Below are 19,403 nucleotides of genomic sequence, written 5' to 3'. Positions count from 1 at the left end.
CGCCCTGGGTGCAGCGTTGGCGTCGGGGTGGGTGCGCCGGCTGTCGGGCCGGCTGCTGTGCCCCCGCTGCTCGGACGCCGCGCAGTGCAAGTCGTTCGGCCACGACTACGGCCCCGACCCGGGACAGGCCTGGCGGGTGTGCGCCTGCGAGGGCTCGCTGCGCGAGCACTCCACGCACGAGCCGTGGCAGGACCCGACCACCTGGGACGGGTGCGGTGGTTGTGGCGGCTGTGCGGGCGCTGCGACCACATCGACGAGCGCCACGTCACCGCCCGCTCCGGCGGCCATCCGAGCGTGGCGGAGCGCGGCTATGACGCGGCATTGCGCCGCGCCCCCTACCGATACGACCCGCACTGCGGGGACCAGCCCGGCGGCCACATCCGCCAAGACACACCCGCCGGGCCGGCTCTCCCCAACCACCACAAGGCATCTGAGGAGACCGCGATGGTAGAGCCGAACCCCAACCCCCTCGACATCTCCGGTGGTGCGTGGTGAGCGGGTCCACGATCGTCGTCCTGCTGCTCGTCGCCGCCGGGATCGGGCTGATGTGGTCCTGGATCGCCGGCGCCCGCGCCGGCCGCGCGGTGGCCAACACGATGCACCAGGCCGGCCGCGCCGGCGGCATCGCCGGCCGTTCGCTCGCGATCGCCGTCGCGGTGGTCGCGGTGCAGTGGGTCGTGGTCCGGATGACCACCGACGTCGTCGCCATCGCCGCCGTGCTCGGCGTCCCGGCGGTCCTATCCGGGATCACCGTGGCCCGGCTGCTGGCCGGCCCGGCGGACGTCCTGCGGGTCTCCCGCGGGAGCATCCGATGACCGCCCCCACGACCACCCCGGCCCGGGTGGACCGGCTCGCCGACCAGGCGGCCGACGCCGCCGCGATCCGCGCGCTGACCACGCATCCCGACGTGATCGCGCTGCGCGTCGAGCGGGTCCGTGCCCAGGTCGACGCGCTGTTGTGGGCCGGGATCGTGCTCGGCCTGGCGTTCACGATGGTCAACGTCCAGACCTTCGCCGCCGCCGGCGCGGACCGGTTCACCGCCGGGTGGTGGGTGGCGTGGCTACTCGACCCGATGGTGTCGCTGGTGCTGCTGGCGGTGCTGCGCGCCGAGCAGGTCACCGCCCGCTACCAGGTCGCCCTGCCGGCGTGGGGCCGGCGGACCAAGTGGCTGACGTTCGCCGCCACGTACGCGATGAACACCTGGACCTCGTGGGGCCTGGCCGGGGCGCCGTTGTCCTGGTCGGGGGTGGTGCTGCACTCGGTGCCGCCGCTGGTCGTGTTCGCCACCGCCGAGACCGGCCCCGGACTGCGCGACCGGCTCACCGAGGCCGTCCGCTGCGCCCTCACCGAACACGCCGTAAACGGCGCAGGAGAGGGCTCGACAGGGCGAGCGGCGCCAGCCCCGGTGACGGCTGAGGGCCCGGTTCGCGAGCAGGCCGCCGAGCCGGTTCGTGAACCCGTCACCGAGCCCGTTCCCGCTGTGCCCGCTCGGCCGGTGGGCCGGCGCAAGGCTCGTCGGCCGGTGCCGCGCCGGCTGCTGGCCGACTACCTGACCGACGCCCGCGCCGCCCTCGACACCGCCCGCGCGGCGGGGGAGCGGGTGGAGGTGTCGCCGTCGTGGTGTCGGCAGGTGACCGGCTGCTCGGCCGGCACGTCGGTCAAGCTCGCCGCCACCCTGCGCGCCGACGCCGACCAGACCCCTCCCGTCCCTACTGCTGTCCCGTCTGATTTCCCGTCCCGCAACGGCCGGCGTGGTGCCGGTGAGGAGGTGGCTGCGTGATGAGCGAGCAGCCCATGAACCCGCACCCGAACGACGACGACACGAACGCCGACCACGTCGGGACCGTGGCCGGCGGGGGCGGTCGGGTGCTGGACTTCCCGGCCCGCCCTGTCGAGCCCACTCCACCGGTCGACGAGCCGGCCGACCAGCCGGCCGCGGTGGAGCGTGACCGGTTCCTCACCGGCGAGATCGTGAACCACCCCGACGACAGCGACGACAAGGGCGCCGGCCGTGACGAGGACGGCGGCCGGTTGCTGCTGGTCGATCCGCCGGCCCCGCGCCGCCCGGACGGGTTGCTGCCGTGGATCGGTCGCGAGATCGAACGCCGGCCGATCATCGCGCCGTGGCTGCGCCGGGCCGACGACATCCGTGACGCCGCGAAATGGGCCACCGGCTGGGCCTGGCACGCCGCCGGGTTCCACACCGTCCGTGCCCCGCTCTACGCCGCCCGCCTCGCCGCCCGCTCGCCTCGTGGCGCCGTGGTCGCCCTCGCGAACGCCGGCCGATGGGTCGGCGACGCCGAGTCCAAGCCCCTGCGCGACGGCGCGATCCGCGGCGGGGAGGCCGATCAGTACCTGCGCCTGGCCGCCGCCCGCGCCGACCGGGTCCGCGCTCGCCGCCGGCTCGCCGTCGTGGGCGTGCTGGCCGGCGCGGCCGGGCTGGTTGCGCTCGACACGTGGGCGCCGGGCTGGCTGCTCGGGCTGCTCGCCGTCGTCGCGGTGCTCGTGCTCGGGCGGGTCGGGACCACCCCGGACAAGCCGGTGACCGGCCGGTCGGTGGTGGCGCACAAGCCGACCCGGTTGACGTCCGATCTTGTGGTGCGGGCGTTGGGCGCCTTGGGATTGGGCGAGATCAACAAGGCGATGGCCCGGGGCGCCAACGGGATCACCTTCCCGGCCCCGATCACCCGCGACGGCCCCGGCTGGCGGGCCGACGTCGACCTCCCGTACGGGGTCACGGTCTCGGACATCGTGGAGCGCCGCGACCGGCTCGCCTCTGGGCTGCGCCGCCCGCTGGGGTGTGTGTGGCCCGAGCCGGCGCACGACGCGCACGCCGGCCGGCTGGTGCTGTGGGTGGGGGATCAGGACATGAGCCAGGCCAAGCCCCGGCCGTGGCCGCTGGCCGCGCACGGGCAGGCCGACCTGTTCCGGCCGGTGCCGTTCGGGGCCGACCAGCGGGGCCGGCTGGTGTCGATCCTGCTCATGTTCGCCAACGTGCTCATCGGCGCCATGCCCCGCTTCGGCAAGACCTTCGCCCTGCGCGTCCTGCTGCTCGCCGCCGCCCTGGACCCCAACGCACAACTCCGCATCTTCGAGCTGAAGGGCACCGGCGACCTGTCCCCGCTCGAGGGCTGCTGCCACCGCTACGCCAGCGGCGCCGACGACCAGACCGTGGAGCAGGCGATGGAGTCGCTGCGCGAGGTCTACGCCGAACTCAACACCCGCGCCAAGCGCATCGCCGGGCTGCCGCGGGAGCTGTGCCCGGAGAACAAGGTCACCCCCGAACTCGCCGCCCGCCGCGAACTCGGCCTGTTCCCGCTGGTCGTGGCCATCGACGAGTGCCAGGAACTGTTCTCGCACCCCGACCACAAGGACGAGGCCGACCGGCTCGCCACGGGGATCATCAAGCGCGGCCCGGCCATGGGCGTCATCTTGATCCTGGCGACGCAGCGGCCGGACGCGAAGTCGCTGCCCACCGGGGTCAGCTCCAACGTGGGCATCCGGTTCTGCCTGCGGGTGATGGGCCAGACCGAGAACGACATGGTGCTCGGCACGTCGGCGTACAAGAACGGGATTCGGGCGACGACGTTCGGGCCGCGGGACAAGGGCATCGGCTACCTGCTCGGCGCCGCCGACGAGCCGCAGATCGTGCGCTCGGCCTACATCGACGGCCCCACCGCCGAGGCCATCGCCGGCCGCGCCCGGGCGCTCCGCGAGCTGGCCGGCACCATCACCGGCCACGCCGCCGGCGAGACCCGCACCGACGGCCGGCCGGCCCGGTCGATCCTGGCCGACGTCGCCGCGGTGTTCGCCCCGGGCGAGGACCGGCTGTGGTCGGAGATCATCGCGGCCCGGCTGTCCGCGCAGTGGCCCACGACCTACCCGGGCACCACGCCGGCCACCCTGGCGGCGGCGTTCAAGCCCTACGGGCTCGCCCCGGCGCAGGTGTGGGGCACCGACCCGGAGACCGGTGAGGGCCGCAACCGGCGCGGCTACCACCGCGACGCGATCACCACGGCGTGGGAAGAACAGGAGCGCCGCCGGCGCCGCACCGACGGTGACACCGAGTAGTCAATCTGTGGGCCATGATCGCGGCGGGTGCTAGCGGCCGGCCCCGCTAGACCTAGCACCCGCCGCTAGCGCCCCACACCACACCTGATCAGCTCGCTAGCAACCTAGCGCCACCAGCACAAACGCCCTCGAAACCGCCTCCACACGGCATCCGCGCGGGTGCCGCGCCGCTAGACCCATGCCCGAAACAGGAGCCCCAATGTCAACGCACAGTCACCATCACACGACCGCCACGGACCTGCTCGCCGAGCTGCCGACCGCGCTGCGCGCCCGGGTCGCCGGCTGGCTCGACCTCGCCGCCCGCGGCTGGGCGATCTTCCCCGTGCTGCCCAGCCGCAAGCAGCCCGCCATCCGAGGATGGGAGCAGCGCGCCACCACCGACCCGGATCGCATCGCCCGGTTCTTCGTCGCCAACCCCGAGCACAACGCTGGCATCGCCTGCGGCCCCTCGCGGCTGCTGGTGGTCGATTGCGACACCCCGAAGCCTGACCAGCCCGCCGCCGACCCCGCAGGGCGGGACGGATGGGACGTGCTCGCCGGGCTGGCTGCCGGCCGCGGGGGGCTCCCGGACACCTGGACTGTCACCACGCCGTCGGGCGGTCGGCACCTGTACTTCCGCGCACCCGACCCTGGCCCGGGCCGGGCGGCGCTCGGCAACACCAGCCGCACCCTCGGGGCGATGCTCGACACCCGCGGGACGGGCGGCCAGGTGCTCGCCCCGGGAAGCCGGCTCCCGAACGGCGCCTACGAACTCACCGACGACACCGACCCCGCCCACTTTCCCGGGTGGATCACCTGGCGACTCACCGTGCGCCAGCCCACGACCGTCTCAGCGGCCCCCGAGCAGCCCTGTTCGACGGTGGGGGACCGGTCGGTCTACCTGGCCGCGATCGTGCGCGCGGAGCTGGCACGGGTCACCTCAGCCGGCCGGGGTGGGCACAACGCCGCGGTGTTCACCGCGGCCCGCGCGCTCGGGCAACTCGTCGGCGCCGGCGTGCTCAACCACGCGGCCGCGGAGGTGGACCTGACCCGCGCCGCCGGGCACATCGTCGCCGGCCCGTGTGACTGCACTGCCCGCGACGTCGCCGCGTCGATCGCGTCCGGGCTCGCGCATGGGATGCGCCGGCCCCGACAACTCCCGGCACCGACCGCGGGGAGGCGATCGGCATGAGCACCACACCCGCCGGGTTGCGGATCGTGCGCCCCGCCGCCACTGTCGAGCCCGCCGAGCTGCTGGACCAGGTCGCCGCGTTCGTCGCCCGATTCTCCGTGTTCCCCGACGAGCATTGCGCGCCGACGTTGGCGCTCTGGTACGCCCACACCCACGCCGCCCCGCACTTCTACACCACCCCGCGACTGATCCTCGATTCCGCCGAACCCGGCTCCGGGAAAACCCGCGTGCTCGAAGTCGCCCAATACTTGGTTCGGAAACCGGAGATGACCATTTCCATCACCACCGCTGCCATCTTCCGCATGCTCGCCGATGGCCCTGTGACTCTGCTGTTCGATGAGATCGATGCCGTGTTTTCAGCGAAGGGCGGTGGGAATAACGAGGACCTGCGTGGGCTGCTCAACTCCGGATACAAGCGGTCGGCCACCGTGCAACGTTGTGTCGGCGATGCCTCGCGGATGAAGGTCGAACGCTTCCCGGTATTCGCCCCGGTCGCGTTGGCTGGGATAGCCGGCGCCATGCCGGCCACCATCACCACTCGGGCGATCACCATTCACATGCGCCGGCGCGCGCCGCACGAGGTCGCCGAGCCGTTCCGGGAGCGCAAGGTGGAAGTCGAGTCGGCGCCGCTTCGGGAGCAACTCGCGGAATGGCTCGACAGGGTGGGGGGCGACGAGCTGGCCGGCGCCGAGCCCGCCATGCCCGACGGGGTCACCGACCGGGCCGCCGAGGTCTGGGAGCCGCTGGTGGCCATCGCCGACGTGGCCGGCGGACACTGGCCGGCAACCGCGCGGGCTGCGGCGCAACACTTCGTCGGCCAGGCCGTCGCCACGGGTGTCTCAGTAGGGACGCGGCTGCTCGCCGACCTGCGGGCGCTGTTCACCGGGCACGAGGTCGACCGGATGGCCACCGTCGACGTGATCGGCCGGCTGCTGGCCGACGAGGAATCCGGATGGAGCGACCTGGACCCGCGCCCGCTCGACGCCCGCCGGCTGGCCAAGGAGCTGGCGCGCTACGGCGTGCGGCCCGGCTCGATCCGGGTCGGCGGGCAGGTGACCAAGGGCTACCAAGCCGAGGGCGCGCTGTCAGACGCGTGGGCGCGGTACCTGCCACCCGCAACCGAGGACCCGCCGTCAGGAGCGGTTACGTCGGTTACAGCGGTTACATCGCAGGTCAGAGGCGTAACCGCAGCCGGACGTGTAACCGCTACATCGGTTACACCCCCTGTCGAGCCACCACCCGACCCCGACGACGACGCAACCGATGTAACCGACGTAGCGGTTACACCCCACCCAGCGGTTACGCCCCTGACCAGGCATGTAACCGACGTAACCGATGTAACCGCTACCGACGGGGGTGCCTGAGCCATGGCCAACTTCACCGCCGCGACATTGCCGGCCCGGCAGCTCTACCGCGTCGCTGAGGCCATGGTCGTTCTGTCCCTGAGCCGGTCGGTCATCTATGAGCTGATCCGCTCCGGCCGTCTCCGGTCGGTCACCGAGGGCCGCACCCGTCTTATCCCGGCCGCCGCCATCGCCGACTACATCGCGCTGCTGACCATCGAGTCCGAGGGAGCTGACTATGGCAAGCCGGCGTAGCCGCGGAGACGGCGGACTCCACTGGGACGAAGCTCGCCAACGCTGGATCGCGACGTTGACGATTGGTTTCACGCCGGCCGGAAAGAGAATCGTCCGGAAGCGCAGCGGGAAGACAAAGACTGAAGCAAAGAACCACCTCGGTGATCTGATTCGGGACCACGAGGACGGCCTTTCGGTCGCGGCCGCAGGATACACCGTTGAGCAGGCTGTCCGCGACTGGCTCAAGTTCGGTCTCAACGGGCGGGCGGCGTCGACCGTCGACAAGAACGCTTTTCTCGCCGAGAGTCACATCATTCCGGCGCTCGGGAATCGCCGGCTCCGTGACTTGTCGGCAGAGGACGTCGACAAGTGGCTATCCGAGAAGGCCAAGACGTTGAGCACGAGCACAATCCTCAACATCCGCTCGATCCTCCGGCGGGCCGTCTCGCGCGCGCAGGCCCGCGACAAGGTGAAGCGGAACGTCGTGCTGCTCTGCGAGGCGCCCACCGGCCAGGCCGGGCGACCGTCAAAGGCGCTCGACATTGGCGCTGCGGGTGCTCTGATCGCGGCGGCTGAGGCCGACGAGTCAACGATCGGGACCTACATCGTCGTCTCGCTGCTGCTCGGTGCCCGCACGGAGGAGCTGCGCGCGCTCGATTGGCGGCACGTCGACACGGCGGGGGACAGCGCAGCGAGTCCGCCGGTGCCGCCGCACATCATGGTCTGGCGATCGGTCCGAACCGGAGGGGACACGAAGACCCGGAAGTCGAGGCGCACGCTCGCGCTGCCTGGCCGATGTGTCGTCGCCCTGGATGCCCACCGAGGGCGACAGGAGCAGATGCGGGCAGCCGCCGGCGAGCGGTGGGCGGGCGGCGGCCTGCTGGTGTTCGCCAGCGAGGTTGGCAGCTCCCTCGACGCGGCAAACGTCCGCCGAGGGTTCCGCAGAGTTGCCCGAGCGGCCGGGCTTGATGCAACGCGATGGACACCGCGTGAGCTGCGTCACAGCTTCGTCTCGCTGCTGTCCGATGCTCGGGTGCCGATCGAAGAGATTGCCCGGCTCGTCGGTCACAGCGGCACCTCGGTCACGGAGCAGGTCTACCGACACCAGCTCCGCCCGGTGATGGAGGACGGGGCGACGGCGATGGACAGGATCTTCCCGGCCGCGGGGGCGTAGTCACTCAGATAGTCACCCGGAGAAGAGTCAGGCCCCGTCTGCGGCGTGCAGACGGGGCCTGACCTGGTGGGCGATACTGGGATTGAACCAGTGACCTCTTCCGTGTCAAGGAAGCGCTCTCCCACTGAGCTAATCGCCCGAGGCGGAGGCGGGAATCGAACCCGCGTACAGGGCTTTGCAGGCCCTTGCCTAAGCCACTCGGCCACTCCGCCCGATCCTCCGGATCGCTCCGGTGGTTCGAGACCTGGAGGTCCAGAAGTTGACTCGAGGTTCCTCCGAGCGGACGACGGGATTCGAACCCGCGACCCTCACCTTGGCAAGGTGATGCGCTACCAGCTGCGCTACGTCCGCATGTGCACCGTGTCGGTGCGATGGGGAAACATTAGCGCAGGCCCGGGGGGTCGTTTCAAGCACCCCCCGCACGGGCCTGCGCGCGGCCCCTGACCTGCGAGATCAGTCGCGGGCCTTCTCGTCGAGAAGCTCTGTGAGGGCCGCGTCGAAGTCGAGCCACGAATACTCGGCGCCCTCCGGGACGGCCGCATAGGTGTGCTCGAGGAACGACGAGAGCTCCGCGGCGTCGGCGTGGAAGCGGGCGTGGCCCGACGGCGAGGTGAGCACGAGCTCGACCTGACCGTGGCCGATCGGGGCGACCGTGACGTCGCCGTCGCCGGTGGCCTCGGTGAGCCCGTCGGCCAGCAGGTCGCGCGCGAACACCCAGACGACCGGCTGCGAGTTGCCCGTCCGGAACGACGCCTCGACCGCGAACGGGTCCCGGAAGGAGTAGGTCAGCTCGACGTTCACCGTGACCGTCGAGTCGGGAGCGATCAGCTCGAACACCGTCTGCTTGCAGATGATGTTGGTTACGTCGCGCATCGTGCTCCTCTTTCTCGGGTCCCGCCTGGTCCGTCATGCACAAAAACGAGCGTGTCGCGAAGATGTGACGGGTCGACTACGGCGAGTCCGCCCGAAAGATCGGCGAATCTCACCCGGGAGGGTGCGCGCGCCCGCCCGCCGGGCCCACGACCTGGGTGATCGCCGCGCGGGTCGGCCGCCGCCGCCCTACGCTCGAACCGCGCGCCCGGTCGGTGCGAACGTCGAGTGTGAGGACATCCCCGGTGACGGACCAGGCGGACGGAGCGGGCCCGTCCGGTCCGCGTGGCCGGGCGACGGCCGGGGCCGCGGATCCGGCCGACGAGCTGCTCGTGAGCCGCCTGGCCCAGGGCGACACGACGGCGCTGGCCGCCCTCTACGACCGCTACGGCCGCCCGGCGTACTCGCTGGCGCGGAGGCTCTGCGTCGACGAGGGCATCGCCGAGGACGTCGTGCAGGAGGTGTTCCTCGCGGTGTGGCGCGACCCCGGCCGGTTCGACGCCGGACGCGGCGCCTTCGGGTCGTGGCTGCTCACCCTCGTGCACCACAAGTCGGTCGACGCCGTCCGCCGCGAGAGCGCCCTGCGTCGTCGCACGGTACCGGCGGCCGACGACGCCGACGAGCGGTCGGCGCCTGCCGGCCCCGGGGCCGACCAGGCCGCGCTCGGCGCCGTCCTCGCCGGGCAGGTCCGCGACGCGCTCGGCACCCTGCCCGCCGAGCAGCGGCAGGCGTTGACGCTCGCCTACTTCGGCGGCTACACCCAGCGCGAGGTCGCCGCGCTGGTCGGCGTCCCGCTGGGGACGGTCAAGTCGCGCATGTTCACCGGCGTGCAGAAGCTGCGCGGGGTGCTGGCGCCGCTCTTCGGTGACGTGGCCGACGACCTGGCCGGGGGTGCGCGATGAGGGCGCGCCGGCCCGGGTGTCCGCGGGTGGAGCAGGCGGTCGGCCTGGTGCTGCACGTGCTGGAGCCCGACGAGGAGATGGAGATCCTCGGTCACCTGCCGACGTGCCCCGACTGCCGGGCCGCCGCCCGTGAGGCGGGGGCGACCCTCGGCGTGCTCGGCGCGTCGGTGGACCAGGTCGATCCACCCGCTCGGCTGCGGGCGGCGATCCTCGACGCCGCCGTGCGCACGCCGCAGCAGCCGTCCGCCTCCCCGGTGCGGCCCACCGGGTCGGTCGCCCCCGCCGAGCCCACCGTGCCCGCCCGACCCGCCGAGCCCGCCCGACCCGCCGGGTTCACCCGGCCCACGGTGCCCGGTGCGACCGGGGCTGGCCCCGGCGACGACCGGCCGCCCGCGGTTCCGGGGCACGGTGGCCCGCCCCGGCGGTCCGGCCCGCGCCGCGCGCCCCGGGCGCGCACGCGACGACTCGTCGCGGCGGCGCTGGTGCTCGTCGTCGCGCTCGGACTCGGCGGGCTCGTCGCCCGCACGGTCCAGCTGCAGCAGCAGCGCGACGAGCAGATCGCCCGGACCCAGACGATCTTCGACATGGTCTCGCGGTTCGACAGCCCGGGCACGCGGCACGCCTGGCTCACCGAGGCGCCCGGCGCGACCCCCGTCGCGGCGGTCATGGTCTCGGGGCCGACCCGGCAGATCGTCACCGTCGGGTTGCCCGCGAACTCCGCCGCGACCGACACGTACGTGCTGTGGGGGATGGGTGCGGGTCCACCCCAGGCGGTGGGGACGTTCGACGTCGGATCGGTGGAGAGCGGACCCCACGACATAGGATCGGGCCCGGGCGCGAGCTATGCCGGCTACGCGATCTCGATCGAGCCCGGCCGGACCGCTCCTGCCTCACCGTCGAAGGTCGTGGCGAGCGGGCAGGTGGAGATCTGAGCGAGAAGACCGAGGACGAGCAGGACGAGAAGTCCGGCATCGCCGCGTTCCGGGCGCGGATCGACGAGCATCCGACGTGGCGGCGCGTCTGGCGCATCGGCGTCGGCGTGCTGGGCACCGCCGTGCTCGTCGCGGGGATCGTCGCGATCCCGTACCCGGGCCCCGGCTGGCTGATCGTCTTCGCCGGTCTCGCGATCCTGGCCTCGGAGTTCACCTGGGCCAAGCGCGTCCTGAGCTATGCCCGCGGCAAGTACGACGCCTGGACCGAGTGGCTCGGCCGGCAGCACTGGGCCGTCAAGATCCTGGTCCTGCTGGCGACGGCCGCGATCGTCGTCGCGACGCTGTGGCTGCTCAACGCCTTCCACCTCGTCGCGGGCTGGGTCGGGCTGCAACACTGGACCTGGCTGGAGAGCCCGATCTTCGGGTGATGTAGGGTTGCCGACGGCAGCGGGCGATTAGCTCAGGGGGAGAGCGCTTCGTTCACACCGAAGAGGTCACTGGTTCGATCCCAGTATCGCCCACAGCCGAACGGCCTGGTCAGAGGCTCATCATGAGCCCTGAGACCAGGCCGTTCGTCGTTTCCGGATCCTGAGCGGAGGCTCGCGCCACGCCGGAGCGGGACCGGGGTCGGACGGCTCGTCGTCGTCCGGATCGTCGCGCGCCCGGCAGTTCCGTGCCTGTCGAGATCGCCTCGGGCCCGCCCCCTGTGGCGCGGCGGCCGGCGGGGTCCGGCTGATGCTCGGCCGCTCGCTAGCGGACCTCCGCCATCGGGTTCCACTCCGTCAGCCCGGTCACGTCGTTCTCCCGCATGGCGCGCAGATAACCGTGAACGCCGCGACCACCTTTCACGCTGCCGTGATGGCACGCCAGTGTCATCGGATCCGTCGCCTCGATCTTGTCGAGCGCGGAGTCGAGGTGGCGCTTCGACGGAAAGATTCCGATCATCCGGTACGCGTCGAGCATCGCGTCGCTCTCGTCGCGATCGGTCACCGCCGGACCCTCGCCGAGGGAGATGAAGACGTCGGAGCAGAACACCGTTCGCGTTGTTTCGTCGTACGCGAGCATCGAGTCCCATTGATGGACGTAGGGCGTGATCAGGAAACGCAGCCGGTGCGATCCGAGGTCGAACGCGGTGCTGTCGTCGACCGCCAGCGGCTCGCGGACGGCGAAGTCGGACAGGTTGACCGCGGCCCCGATCGGGCTGCCGACCGCCTGTGCGTTCGGCGCGCGCTCCAGGAAGTGGTTCAGGGCACCCGACTCATCACCTTCGAGGTGCGGCACCACCACGTAGCGCACGGTGGTCGGGTCGAGCAGGCGGCCCACCGCGTCCCAGGCGTCGTCGAAGGTCTTCCGATAGCCGGTCTCGACCAACGTCGGCTGTTCGTCGCGGATCAGGAAGAAGCTCGTGGTGATCGGATCACCCGGCATCGCACCGAGACCGATGCGGAAGATGTCCGGCGCGATCTCGTCGACAGTGGCCATCTCGGCCCCCCTCTCGAAATGGGCAGGAGCCCACGAGACGGACAAGGGTAGGCCGGACGTCGAGTGGACACCACGGGCCGGAATCGTGCCCGTCTCGGGCCCGTTCGCAACCGGATGTCGGCCGGGTGCCGAGGTCGCGGGCCGGCGGGCGCCGCCTGCCGGGAAACGTTCAGCCGGGGGCGTAGGCGCTCCAGTCCGGCATCTCGGTGCCGTGGAGGGAGGCCTCCAGACGGTCGAGGTACCAGTTCCAGCCCGCTTCCACGTCGGCCGCGCCGAGGCCCGGCGTCAGCCGCTGGGTGAAGACCAGTTCCGCGCCCCTGCCGGCCGGGGCGAGGTCGACCTCGATGTGCCACGCCTGCCCGTCGGGGTCGGGGACCTCGACGACGAGCCGGTGCGGCGGCGCGCACTCGTGGATCGTCACGGTGACCGGATCGGCGACGGCCCCGCCCGCGTCGACCTCGCCCGTGATGGTCAGCTCGACGGTACCGCCGGGGCGGCCGGTGCCGGTGTAGGTGCCGAACCAGCGGGCCAGCCGGGCGGGGTCGGTGAACGCCGCCCAGACGTCCTCGACCGGATCGGGGTAGCTGCGGCGCAGGGTCAGGGTACGGCGGTCGCCGGGGTCAGGCCGTGCCACGGTGTACTCCCGTCGGGTCGGCGGCGCGCCGGGCACGACGGCCGCGGTGCAGTTCGGTGTCGAGGGCGTCGAGCCGTGCGGCGGGTCCGGCCGGTGCGGCGTCGGCGGTCAGCGGGCGGAACCGGGTGAGCCAGTCGTCCAGCTCGGCGAGGCCCGCGCGGCGGAGCGTGTAGACGCGGTGCTGGCCCTGCACCGTGGACTCGACGAGCCCGGACTCCCGCAGGACCCGCAGGTGCCGGCTCACCGCAGGCCGCGTGACCGGGAACCGGGCGGCGAGGTCGCCCGCCGTGACCGGCCCCTCGGCGAGGAGCTCGAGGACCTGCCGGCGCAGCGGCTCGGCCAGGACCGTGAACGTGTCCACGCCAGATATATAACCACAGGCATATTTAAGCAACAAGTGCACACATCCGGAGGTCGCACCTCGCTGCTGTCCTCCGGACGCCGGTCGGGGAGAGCCGCTCGACCGTCCTGCGCAGAGGGGCGGCGCCGTCACCCCGGTGCCGACGGAGCGACCGGTCCGCTTCCGGTCCGACGTCCGGGGCCCCGCTCACCCGCGCCGGACGATGCGGCGTCGTCGTCGCATGCAGACGGTGGACGGGCTGCGAGACGTCGTGGAGCGGGCGCCGGGTGGTGGACGTCGTCGTGGCTCCGATCGGGGGTGGGCGATGGCAGGCGAGTCGGACGAGACGGATGCGCCGTCGGAGGTGCCGGGGGCGGACGCGGCGACGCACGCCGCCGTGGCCCTGCGGTCGATGGGGCAGCCGAACTCGGTGGTCGGGGAGTTCGACTTCTGGGACGACGGCTACGAGGGACGACGGCTGTTCTCCGAGGTGCTGGGGACGTTCCTGCTGGTCCTGGTGGCGGTCGGCGGCGGCATGGTCAGCGCTCGCTTCGGCGGCGACGCGGTCCCGTACGGGGCGAAGGTGGTGGCCCCGGCCCTGATGGTCGCCGCCGTCATCCTGTTCATGGGCACGGTCTCCGGCGCGCACCTCAACCCGGCGGTCAGCATCGCGTTCGCGGCGCGCGGTGACTTCCCGTGGCGGCGGGTCCCGGCCTACGTCGTCGCCCAGCTCCTCGGCGCCATCCTCGCGACGCTGCTGCTGATGGCGCTGCTCGGGAAGCAGGGCAGCGCGGGCCTGACCCTGCCCGGCCCCGGCATCTCGGCGACCACCGCGATGCTCTGGGAGATCGTCCTGACCACGGGCCTGGTCAGCGTGATCCTGGGGACCGCCTCGGGGGCGCAGCAGATCGGACCGTTGGCAGCGATCGGGGTCGGTAGCTACATCGCACTGGCCGGGCTGTGGGGCTCACCGGTGAGCGGGGCGTCGATGAACCCCGTCCGCTCGCTCGGGCCCGCCATCGTCCTGGGCGACTGGACGGCGTGGCGGGCCTACCTGGTCGGGCCGTTGGTCGGCGCGATCATCGCCGTCGGGTTCGCCCATGTCCTGCGGGGCCGGGGTGGCGGTCGGAGCGGCGCGGCGGCGGCCCAGGGCACCCTGGGCTCGGCGTGGCGGCCCGGTTCCCGGCCCCGGCGCTGACGGCGCGAGAGTGACGGCGCCGAGAGCAAGGGGCTGCCGCAGGCTCCGGATCGGGGCGCCGACCGCGTTCTCGACTCCCGCCGGGCCGCGCCGCCCCCCGGTCGACGCGCGCCCCGTCGGGAGTGCTCGAGTGGGTCAGAGGTGGCTGAACCCGCCCGACTCCTGCTTCGTCATGGGAATCGTGACCGGGTGCTTGCCGAAGTGGGCGACGGCGTCCCGGAAGTCGTCGAGCAGCAGGGAGGCCATGTCGCGGCTGACGCCGAGGCGGACCAGGATGCGCTGGACCGCGATGTCCGAGGCGGTCCCGGTGAGGGTGTAGGCGGGCACCTGCCACCCCTTGGTGCGCAGCCGGTCGGCCAGGTCGTACAGGGTGTATCCGGGGTCCTCGCCCTCGCGGATCCGCCACGTGACCGTCGGGATGCCGGTGTCGGGCCTGCTGTCGCACAGCAGCTCGAAGGGGCCGAGCTTCACGATCTCGGCGGCGAGGTACTGGCCGACGTCGTACGACGCGTCGTGGATGCGGCGATAGCCCTCGCGTCCGAGCCGGAGGAAGTTGTAGTAGCTCGCGACGATCTGCCCGGCCGGCCGGGAGAAGTTGATCTGGAACACCGGCATGTCGCCGCCCAGGTAGTTGACGTGGAACACCAGGTCGTCGGGCAGCTCGCCGGCGTCGCGCCAGACGACCCAGCCGACACCGAGCGGTGCGAGCCCGAACTTGTGTCCGGAGGCGCTGATCGACTTCACCCGCGGGAGCCGGAAGTCGAAGGCCAGGTCGGGCGCGCAGAACGGGGCGAGGAAACCGCCGCTGGCGGCGTCCACGTGGATGTCGACGTCGAGGCCGGTGTCGGCCTGCAGCTGGTCGAGGGCGAGCGACATGTCGGCCACCGGCTCGTACGCACCGGTGTAGGTGACGCCGAGCGTCGGCACGACCATGATCGTGTTCTCGTCGACCCGTTCGAGCATCGAGGCCGCGTCCATGGCGTAGCTCCCGGGGGCCATCGGGACCTCGCGCATCTCGATGTCCCAGTACCGGGCGAACTTGTGCCACACCACCTGTACCGGGCCGCACACCATGTTCGGGTTGTCCACCGGCTTGCCGGCCGCCCGCCGCTTCGCCCGCCACCGCCACTTGGCGGCCATCCCCGCCAGCATGCACGCCTCCGACGAGCCGATCGCCGAGGCGCCGACGGTGTTGGCCGCCTCGGGCGCGTTCCACAGGTCGGCCATCATGTGCACGCACCGCCGCTCGATCTCGGCGGTCTGCGGGTACTCGTCCTTGTCGATCATGTTCTTGCTGACCGACAGCGCCATCAGGCCCATCACCTCGGGCTCGACCCACGTCTGGCAGAAGGTGGCCAGGTTCTGGCGCGCGTTGCCGTCGAGCATCAGCTCGTCGGACACCAGCTGGGAGACGTCCCGCGGAAGGCTCTCCTCCTGTGGGAACCGGTACTTGGTGACGGGCCTGGTCAGGTCGCGGTCGACGAAGACGCAGTCGTCGAGCTCGTCGCGGACGGTGTCGCGGTCGTGTAGCGGCATTCTCGGCATCCCCTCTGCTCGGCGCCGACCGCGTCGGGCTGCACGGTGGTCACCGCGGGTCGGGGCGCCGCCTGCCTCGAGCACCCCGGTGGGCCTCGACCGTGACCGCCCGCGGCGCGCACCGTCATCACCCGGAGGGGGTGGACCGCGGCAGGGCGGCCCGCCGGGCCGAATCGCCCGGCCCGGGTGGTCCCGACCGCGTGCGGTACCGACGACGATCGACTGGTGAGCCTGGGGGACGCCTTCGAGTTGCCACGGGACGCCCGGGTGCGGGACACGGCTGGGCCTGGGTCCCTGCTCAGCAGGGTGGAGTGGGAGCACGCCGACGGCTCGACCGCCACCTGGGAGTCCCGGCCGGCCCGCAAGCGCGGGTTCGTCGAGGTGGTCCGGGAGGGCACCGTCACGCGGATCTTCGCGCGGCCGGCCGTCGCCGTCCGGCTGCGGCGGTGCAACGACATCTCGGGGGTGTCGTTCTTCCTCGGCGGCGCGCTGTTCACCGTCGGTGCGCTGCTGGCGCAGTACGACGGGGCACCGCTTCCCGTCATCGACCGGACGTTCCTGATCGGCGGGTTCTGGTTCTCCCTCGGCGCCTATGCGGCCCTGGTCCAGGAGCTGAACTCGCCGCGCCGGATCGGCGACGACGGAGCGCTCGTCGCCCGCCCGTGGCGGTGGTGGGCGTACGAGCCGAACCGCCCCGGCTGGGTGGCCGCGTTCGTCCTGTTCTGCGGCACGCTGGCGTTCGCGATCAGCCTCGTCGACGCGTTCGTGTCGGACCTGAGCGCGCGCCAGGTCGACCGGCTGGTCTGGGCACCGGAGGTGGTCGGCTGCATCCTGTTCCTGGTGTCCGGGCACGTCGGGATCATGGAGGTCTGCCACGGTCGGTTCCGCGTGCTGGCCTCGTCGCTGGGCTGGTGGATCGTCGTCGTGAACCAGGTCGGGTCGTGGCTGTTCATGCTGTCCGGGATCGCCGCCTTCGTACGGCCCGTCACCGGCGAGGCGATCAGCGTCGGGGTGGTCAACTGGGGTACCGCCTCGGGCGCGGCCTGCTTCAGCGCGGCGGGGCTGGCCCAGTTGTTCGAGCGGCCCGCGGTCGCGCCTCCGGCCGGCCGGGACCCGGACGCGGCTCCCGCGGACGAGCAGGTCGACGACGTGACCGAGGAGCGGTCGGGGCCGCGCTGACCGACCGCGCCGCTCACGGCCCGCCGTCGTCGAGGGCGGCGCGCAGGATCGCGCGGCCGTTCCAGCGCATCAGCTCCAGCGCCTCCTCGCGGGGGTAGCGAGCGACGTCGACCAGCCAGACGAACGCCTCGATACCCGTCGCCGCGCGGATCGCGACGGCGAGCCGGTCGCGGTCGACGTCCGGGTGGGTGGCGGCGAGCGGTTCCAAGGCGTCGGCCAGCCAGCCGATGACGCGCCCGCGGCGCAGTACCGGGCCGGTCGGCTCGGCGCCGGGTTCGAGCGACAGCCGCAGCGCCGCCCGCAGCTGCATCTCCCAGTCCCGGACGATCCGGTTCGTGGCAGCCAGCAGCAGGTCCAGGCGCTGCACCGGGTCGTCGGGTGGGTCGTCGGGCAGCAGCGAGTCCTGGTCGACCTCGGGGTAGGCGGCGGCGACGAGGGCCCGCTGGTTCGGGAAGTACCGGTACGCCGTGGTCCGGGAGACCGCGGCCGCCTCGGCAGCCTCCTCGACGGTCGGCGTCGTCCCGTGGGACAGCAGCTCGCGGGCGGCGGCGACGAGCGCGGATCGGGTGCGGGCCTTCTGGTTGCGCCGGCCGGTGAGCTCGTACGGAAGTGCCTCTGACGCCATCGAAGCCATTGACGGTCACGGTACCATGGTGCCCTTCATGGTACTCAAGTCCCGCGAAGGTGGTGTCGTATGAGCAAGGTCACGACGAGCGCGGCGTCGAGCACCGACCCGGTCGTCACCGACCCCGGCCTGTACTCGGTGGTGTTCGAGAACGAGCGCGTGCGGGTGCTGGAGTACCGCGACGAGCCGGGCGACCGGACGTGCGAGCACACCCACCCCGACATGGTGATCATCCCGTTGGCCACGTTCCGCCGCCGGCTCACCGTCGACGGCCGCACGGTCGAGGTCGAGAAGACCCTGCACGAGGCCGGGTGGGTCGACGCGCAGACCCACATCGGCGAGAACATCGGCGACGTGCCGACGCACGCGCTGTTCGTCGAGCTGAAGTAGCGGCGCTCAGCCGTTCACGGGGGAGACCGACACGATCTCGCCGCGGACCGTCACGATGATCATGCCGCTCTGCCGGTGCTCGTTGGAGACGTAGATCCCGAGCTGGTCGGCCGGACGCGTCGGGAAGCCGAAGACCATGTAGGTCGACGTCGGATCGGTGACGCCGACCCGCTCCGGTGCCTCCGCGAGCAGCCTGCGCAGGGCCGCCTGGTCGACGGTGGCGAGGTCGACGAGCGGGTCGTCGAGCTTGCGGTTCCCGCCCATCGACGCGTCGAACTTCCGCGGCGGGTAGTCGACGCGGCGGGTGTGCCGCGGATCGTCGGGCTCGAGGACCTCGATCCGTGCGTACGTCGGATAGACCGTCGCCCCGACGACCGTCGTGCCGCGGTGCTCGGTCCGCAGCCACGAGAGCATCGCGTCCCAGCCCGCGGCGGTGAACAGCGGTCCCTGTGTCGGTGCGCCGTCCGCCGCGGCCGCCCCGGGAGGCCCCGCCACGGGATCGACCGACCGCCCGACGCTGCACATCGTCACCACCAGCGCGACGACCAGCACACCCGCGAGGCCGACGAACCACACCCCTGCGCGGGAGCGGCGGCGCGGGCGCGGGGCCGGTGGCGGCGGCGCGCCCTGGAGGTCCGCGGTGAGCACAGCGAGCTCGGCCAGGGTGGTCGCCGTCATCGCCGCCGCGACGCGCTCGCGGTGTTCCACGGTGTCGAGCTGCCCGTCGACCAGCGCGCTGTCGAGCGCCGCGCAGGTCGCCGACCGGTCGGCGTCGCGGGCGCGGGTGGCGCGCCGCGCCGCCCCACTGCTCACGTCGCCCGCCGTGATCGGGGCGGGGTGCCCGCCGACGACGACCGGGGTGACCCGTACCTGCGCGAAGGTGACATCTCTGCCTTTCGTGAGGCGCTGAGAATAGACGCGCGGCCGGGACCGATGAGTCGGGGCGGTCGAATCGGTCTATCCGGGCATGACGCCTGTTTCTTCTCCCGCGTTGTCGCGGGCCGTGGTCGACGCCGCGGTGGCCGCGGAACGGGAGGACTCCGGCTGGACCCACGGCGAGGGCGCCGAGCTGCGCGGACCGGACGTCGACCTGCTGCTGGTCGCGTCGGGGCGCCCGGCGGGCCTCGGGGCGCTGGCCGGCCCGGGGGTGGACGTCGTCGCGGAGAGGCTGGGCGCCGGCGGAGGCGGCCGGCGGCGGGAGCGCGCGGCTCGTCCGGGCCCGGCGGACGGTCGATCGTGAGCAGCCGGCGTACAGCTCGTCGGCCCAGCCTGCGCAGGCGTCGGCCCGCCGCGTGCCGTCCGGCGGATCTTGCCGGCGTGGG

At 72.6% G+C, this 19,403-nt stretch carries 21 protein-coding genes and 4 tRNA genes; 15 read left to right on the top strand and 10 right to left on the bottom strand.

Features of this window, described 5'->3' with window-relative positions:
- Positions 1–491 precede the first annotated feature (491 nt).
- The 7 genes from PSD17_RS31920 (at position 492) to PSD17_RS31890 (ending at position 7,993) form a co-directional block, all read left to right on the top strand.
- Positions 492–815 (top strand): hypothetical protein, encoded by a 324-nt coding sequence (locus tag PSD17_RS31920; RefSeq protein ID WP_339126035.1) that lies wholly within the window; start codon positions 492–494, stop codon positions 813–815.
- Positions 812–1,780, top strand: a complete 969-nt coding sequence (locus PSD17_RS31915; RefSeq protein WP_339126034.1) for a hypothetical protein — start codon at positions 812–814, stop codon at positions 1,778–1,780. The genes PSD17_RS31920 and PSD17_RS31915 overlap by 4 nt, the downstream gene beginning before the upstream one ends.
- On the top strand, positions 1,780–4,071 hold the full coding sequence (locus PSD17_RS31910) for a cell division protein FtsK (RefSeq protein ID WP_339126033.1): 2,292 nt from the start codon (positions 1,780–1,782) through the stop codon (positions 4,069–4,071). The genes PSD17_RS31915 and PSD17_RS31910 overlap by 1 nt, the downstream gene beginning before the upstream one ends.
- A gap of 199 nt (positions 4,072–4,270) precedes the next feature.
- Positions 4,271–5,242 carry a bifunctional DNA primase/polymerase gene (locus PSD17_RS31905; RefSeq protein ID WP_339126032.1) on the top strand — a complete coding sequence of 324 codons (972 nt, stop codon included), beginning with the start codon at positions 4,271–4,273 and terminating at the stop codon, positions 5,240–5,242.
- Positions 5,239–6,606 carry a DUF3631 domain-containing protein gene (locus PSD17_RS31900; protein WP_339126031.1) on the top strand — a complete coding sequence of 456 codons (1,368 nt, stop codon included), beginning with the start codon at positions 5,239–5,241 and terminating at the stop codon, positions 6,604–6,606. Before PSD17_RS31905 ends, PSD17_RS31900 begins: the two co-directional genes overlap by 4 nt.
- Positions 6,607–6,609: 3 nt before the next feature.
- Complete coding sequence (locus PSD17_RS31895; protein WP_339126030.1) at positions 6,610–6,840, top strand: helix-turn-helix domain-containing protein; 231 nt, start codon at positions 6,610–6,612, stop codon at positions 6,838–6,840.
- Positions 6,824–7,993: a site-specific integrase gene (locus PSD17_RS31890; protein WP_339126029.1), complete on the top strand. Its 1,170-nt coding sequence runs from the start codon at positions 6,824–6,826 to the stop codon at positions 7,991–7,993. The genes PSD17_RS31895 and PSD17_RS31890 overlap by 17 nt, the downstream gene beginning before the upstream one ends.
- Positions 7,994–8,057: 64 nt before the next feature.
- Here PSD17_RS31890 and PSD17_RS31885 read toward each other — a convergent pair.
- The 4 genes from PSD17_RS31885 to PSD17_RS31870 all read right to left on the bottom strand — a co-directional run bounded on the left by PSD17_RS31885 (position 8,058) and on the right by PSD17_RS31870 (position 8,866).
- A tRNA-Val gene (locus PSD17_RS31885) sits at positions 8,058–8,132 on the bottom strand.
- 1 nt (position 8,133) lies between these two features.
- A tRNA-Cys gene (locus tag PSD17_RS31880) sits at positions 8,134–8,205 on the bottom strand.
- A 66-nt stretch (positions 8,206–8,271) separates the two neighbouring features.
- Positions 8,272–8,344, bottom strand: a tRNA-Gly gene (locus PSD17_RS31875).
- A gap of 102 nt (positions 8,345–8,446) precedes the next feature.
- Entirely contained in the window at positions 8,447–8,866 is a 420-nt protein-coding gene (locus PSD17_RS31870) for an SsgA family sporulation/cell division regulator (RefSeq protein WP_013674195.1), read from the bottom strand.
- 242 nt (positions 8,867–9,108) lie between these two features.
- Here PSD17_RS31870 and PSD17_RS31865 point away from each other — a divergent pair, with 242 nt between their 5' ends.
- The 4 genes from PSD17_RS31865 (at position 9,109) to PSD17_RS31850 (ending at position 11,218) form a co-directional block, all read left to right on the top strand.
- Entirely contained in the window at positions 9,109–9,765 is a 657-nt protein-coding gene (locus tag PSD17_RS31865) for an RNA polymerase sigma factor (protein WP_013674196.1), read from the top strand.
- A 26-nt stretch (positions 9,766–9,791) separates the two neighbouring features.
- Positions 9,792–10,697, top strand: a complete 906-nt coding sequence (locus PSD17_RS31860; protein WP_339126028.1) for an anti-sigma factor domain-containing protein — start codon at positions 9,792–9,794, stop codon at positions 10,695–10,697.
- A complete protein-coding gene (locus tag PSD17_RS31855) occupies positions 10,694–11,125 on the top strand; it encodes a TIGR02611 family protein (protein ID WP_083845426.1) in 432 nt (143 codons plus the stop codon). Before PSD17_RS31860 ends, PSD17_RS31855 begins: the two co-directional genes overlap by 4 nt.
- 21 nt (positions 11,126–11,146) lie before the next feature.
- Positions 11,147–11,218: transfer RNA gene (locus PSD17_RS31850), tRNA-Val, on the top strand.
- Positions 11,219–11,447: 229 nt separating this feature from the next.
- On the opposite strand, the gene PSD17_RS31845 is transcribed toward PSD17_RS31850, so the two are convergent.
- The 3 genes from PSD17_RS31845 to PSD17_RS31835 form a co-directional block, all read right to left on the bottom strand.
- The gene (locus PSD17_RS31845; protein WP_339126027.1) at positions 11,448–12,224 is read right to left on the bottom strand and encodes an FprA family A-type flavoprotein; all 777 of its coding nucleotides are present in this window, start codon (positions 12,222–12,224) and stop codon (positions 11,448–11,450) included.
- 124 nt (positions 12,225–12,348) lie between these two features.
- On the bottom strand, positions 12,349–12,813 hold the full coding sequence (locus tag PSD17_RS31840) for an SRPBCC family protein (RefSeq protein WP_339126026.1): 465 nt from the start codon (positions 12,811–12,813) through the stop codon (positions 12,349–12,351).
- On the bottom strand, positions 12,800–13,216 hold the full coding sequence (locus tag PSD17_RS31835) for an ArsR/SmtB family transcription factor (RefSeq protein ID WP_445261047.1): 417 nt from the start codon (positions 13,214–13,216) through the stop codon (positions 12,800–12,802). Before PSD17_RS31835 ends, PSD17_RS31840 begins: the two co-directional genes overlap by 14 nt.
- A 262-nt stretch (positions 13,217–13,478) precedes the next feature.
- On the opposite strand from PSD17_RS31835, the gene PSD17_RS31830 reads away from it, so the two are divergent.
- Positions 13,479–14,351, top strand: coding sequence for an MIP/aquaporin family protein (locus PSD17_RS31830; protein ID WP_339126024.1), 873 nt, complete (start codon positions 13,479–13,481; stop codon positions 14,349–14,351).
- A 135-nt stretch (positions 14,352–14,486) separates the two neighbouring features.
- Here the strand turns inward: PSD17_RS31830 and PSD17_RS31825 are convergent, their stop codons facing one another.
- Entirely contained in the window at positions 14,487–15,887 is a 1,401-nt protein-coding gene (locus PSD17_RS31825) for a glutamate decarboxylase (protein ID WP_339126023.1), read from the bottom strand.
- A gap of 225 nt (positions 15,888–16,112) precedes the next feature.
- On the opposite strand from PSD17_RS31825, the gene PSD17_RS31820 reads away from it, so the two are divergent.
- The gene (locus PSD17_RS31820) at positions 16,113–17,066 is read left to right on the top strand and encodes a hypothetical protein (protein WP_339126022.1); all 954 of its coding nucleotides are present in this window, start codon (positions 16,113–16,115) and stop codon (positions 17,064–17,066) included.
- A 13-nt stretch (positions 17,067–17,079) separates the two neighbouring features.
- Here PSD17_RS31820 and PSD17_RS31815 read toward each other — a convergent pair whose 3' ends face one another.
- Positions 17,080–17,700, bottom strand: coding sequence for a TetR family transcriptional regulator (locus PSD17_RS31815; RefSeq protein WP_233899383.1), 621 nt, complete (start codon positions 17,698–17,700; stop codon positions 17,080–17,082).
- 60 nt (positions 17,701–17,760) lie between these two features.
- Here PSD17_RS31815 and PSD17_RS31810 point away from each other — a divergent pair, with 60 nt between their 5' ends.
- Positions 17,761–18,081 (top strand): cytoplasmic protein, encoded by a 321-nt coding sequence (locus PSD17_RS31810; protein ID WP_339126021.1) that lies wholly within the window; start codon positions 17,761–17,763, stop codon positions 18,079–18,081.
- A 6-nt stretch (positions 18,082–18,087) separates the two neighbouring features.
- Here the strand turns inward: PSD17_RS31810 and PSD17_RS31805 are convergent, their stop codons facing one another.
- Positions 18,088–18,894 carry a DUF1707 domain-containing protein gene (locus tag PSD17_RS31805; protein WP_339126020.1) on the bottom strand — a complete coding sequence of 269 codons (807 nt, stop codon included), beginning with the start codon at positions 18,892–18,894 and terminating at the stop codon, positions 18,088–18,090.
- 154 nt (positions 18,895–19,048) lie between these two features.
- Between PSD17_RS31805 and PSD17_RS31800 the strand changes: the two genes are divergently transcribed.
- A complete protein-coding gene (locus tag PSD17_RS31800; protein ID WP_339126019.1) occupies positions 19,049–19,321 on the top strand; it encodes a hypothetical protein in 273 nt (90 codons plus the stop codon).
- Positions 19,322–19,403: the final 82 nt, after the last annotated feature.

The organism is Pseudonocardia sp. D17 (assembly GCF_036984265.1).
In the GTDB taxonomy this organism is placed as follows: domain Bacteria; phylum Actinomycetota; class Actinomycetes; order Mycobacteriales; family Pseudonocardiaceae; genus Pseudonocardia; species Pseudonocardia benzenivorans.
This window is presented reverse-complemented; position numbering and strand designations above follow the sequence as displayed.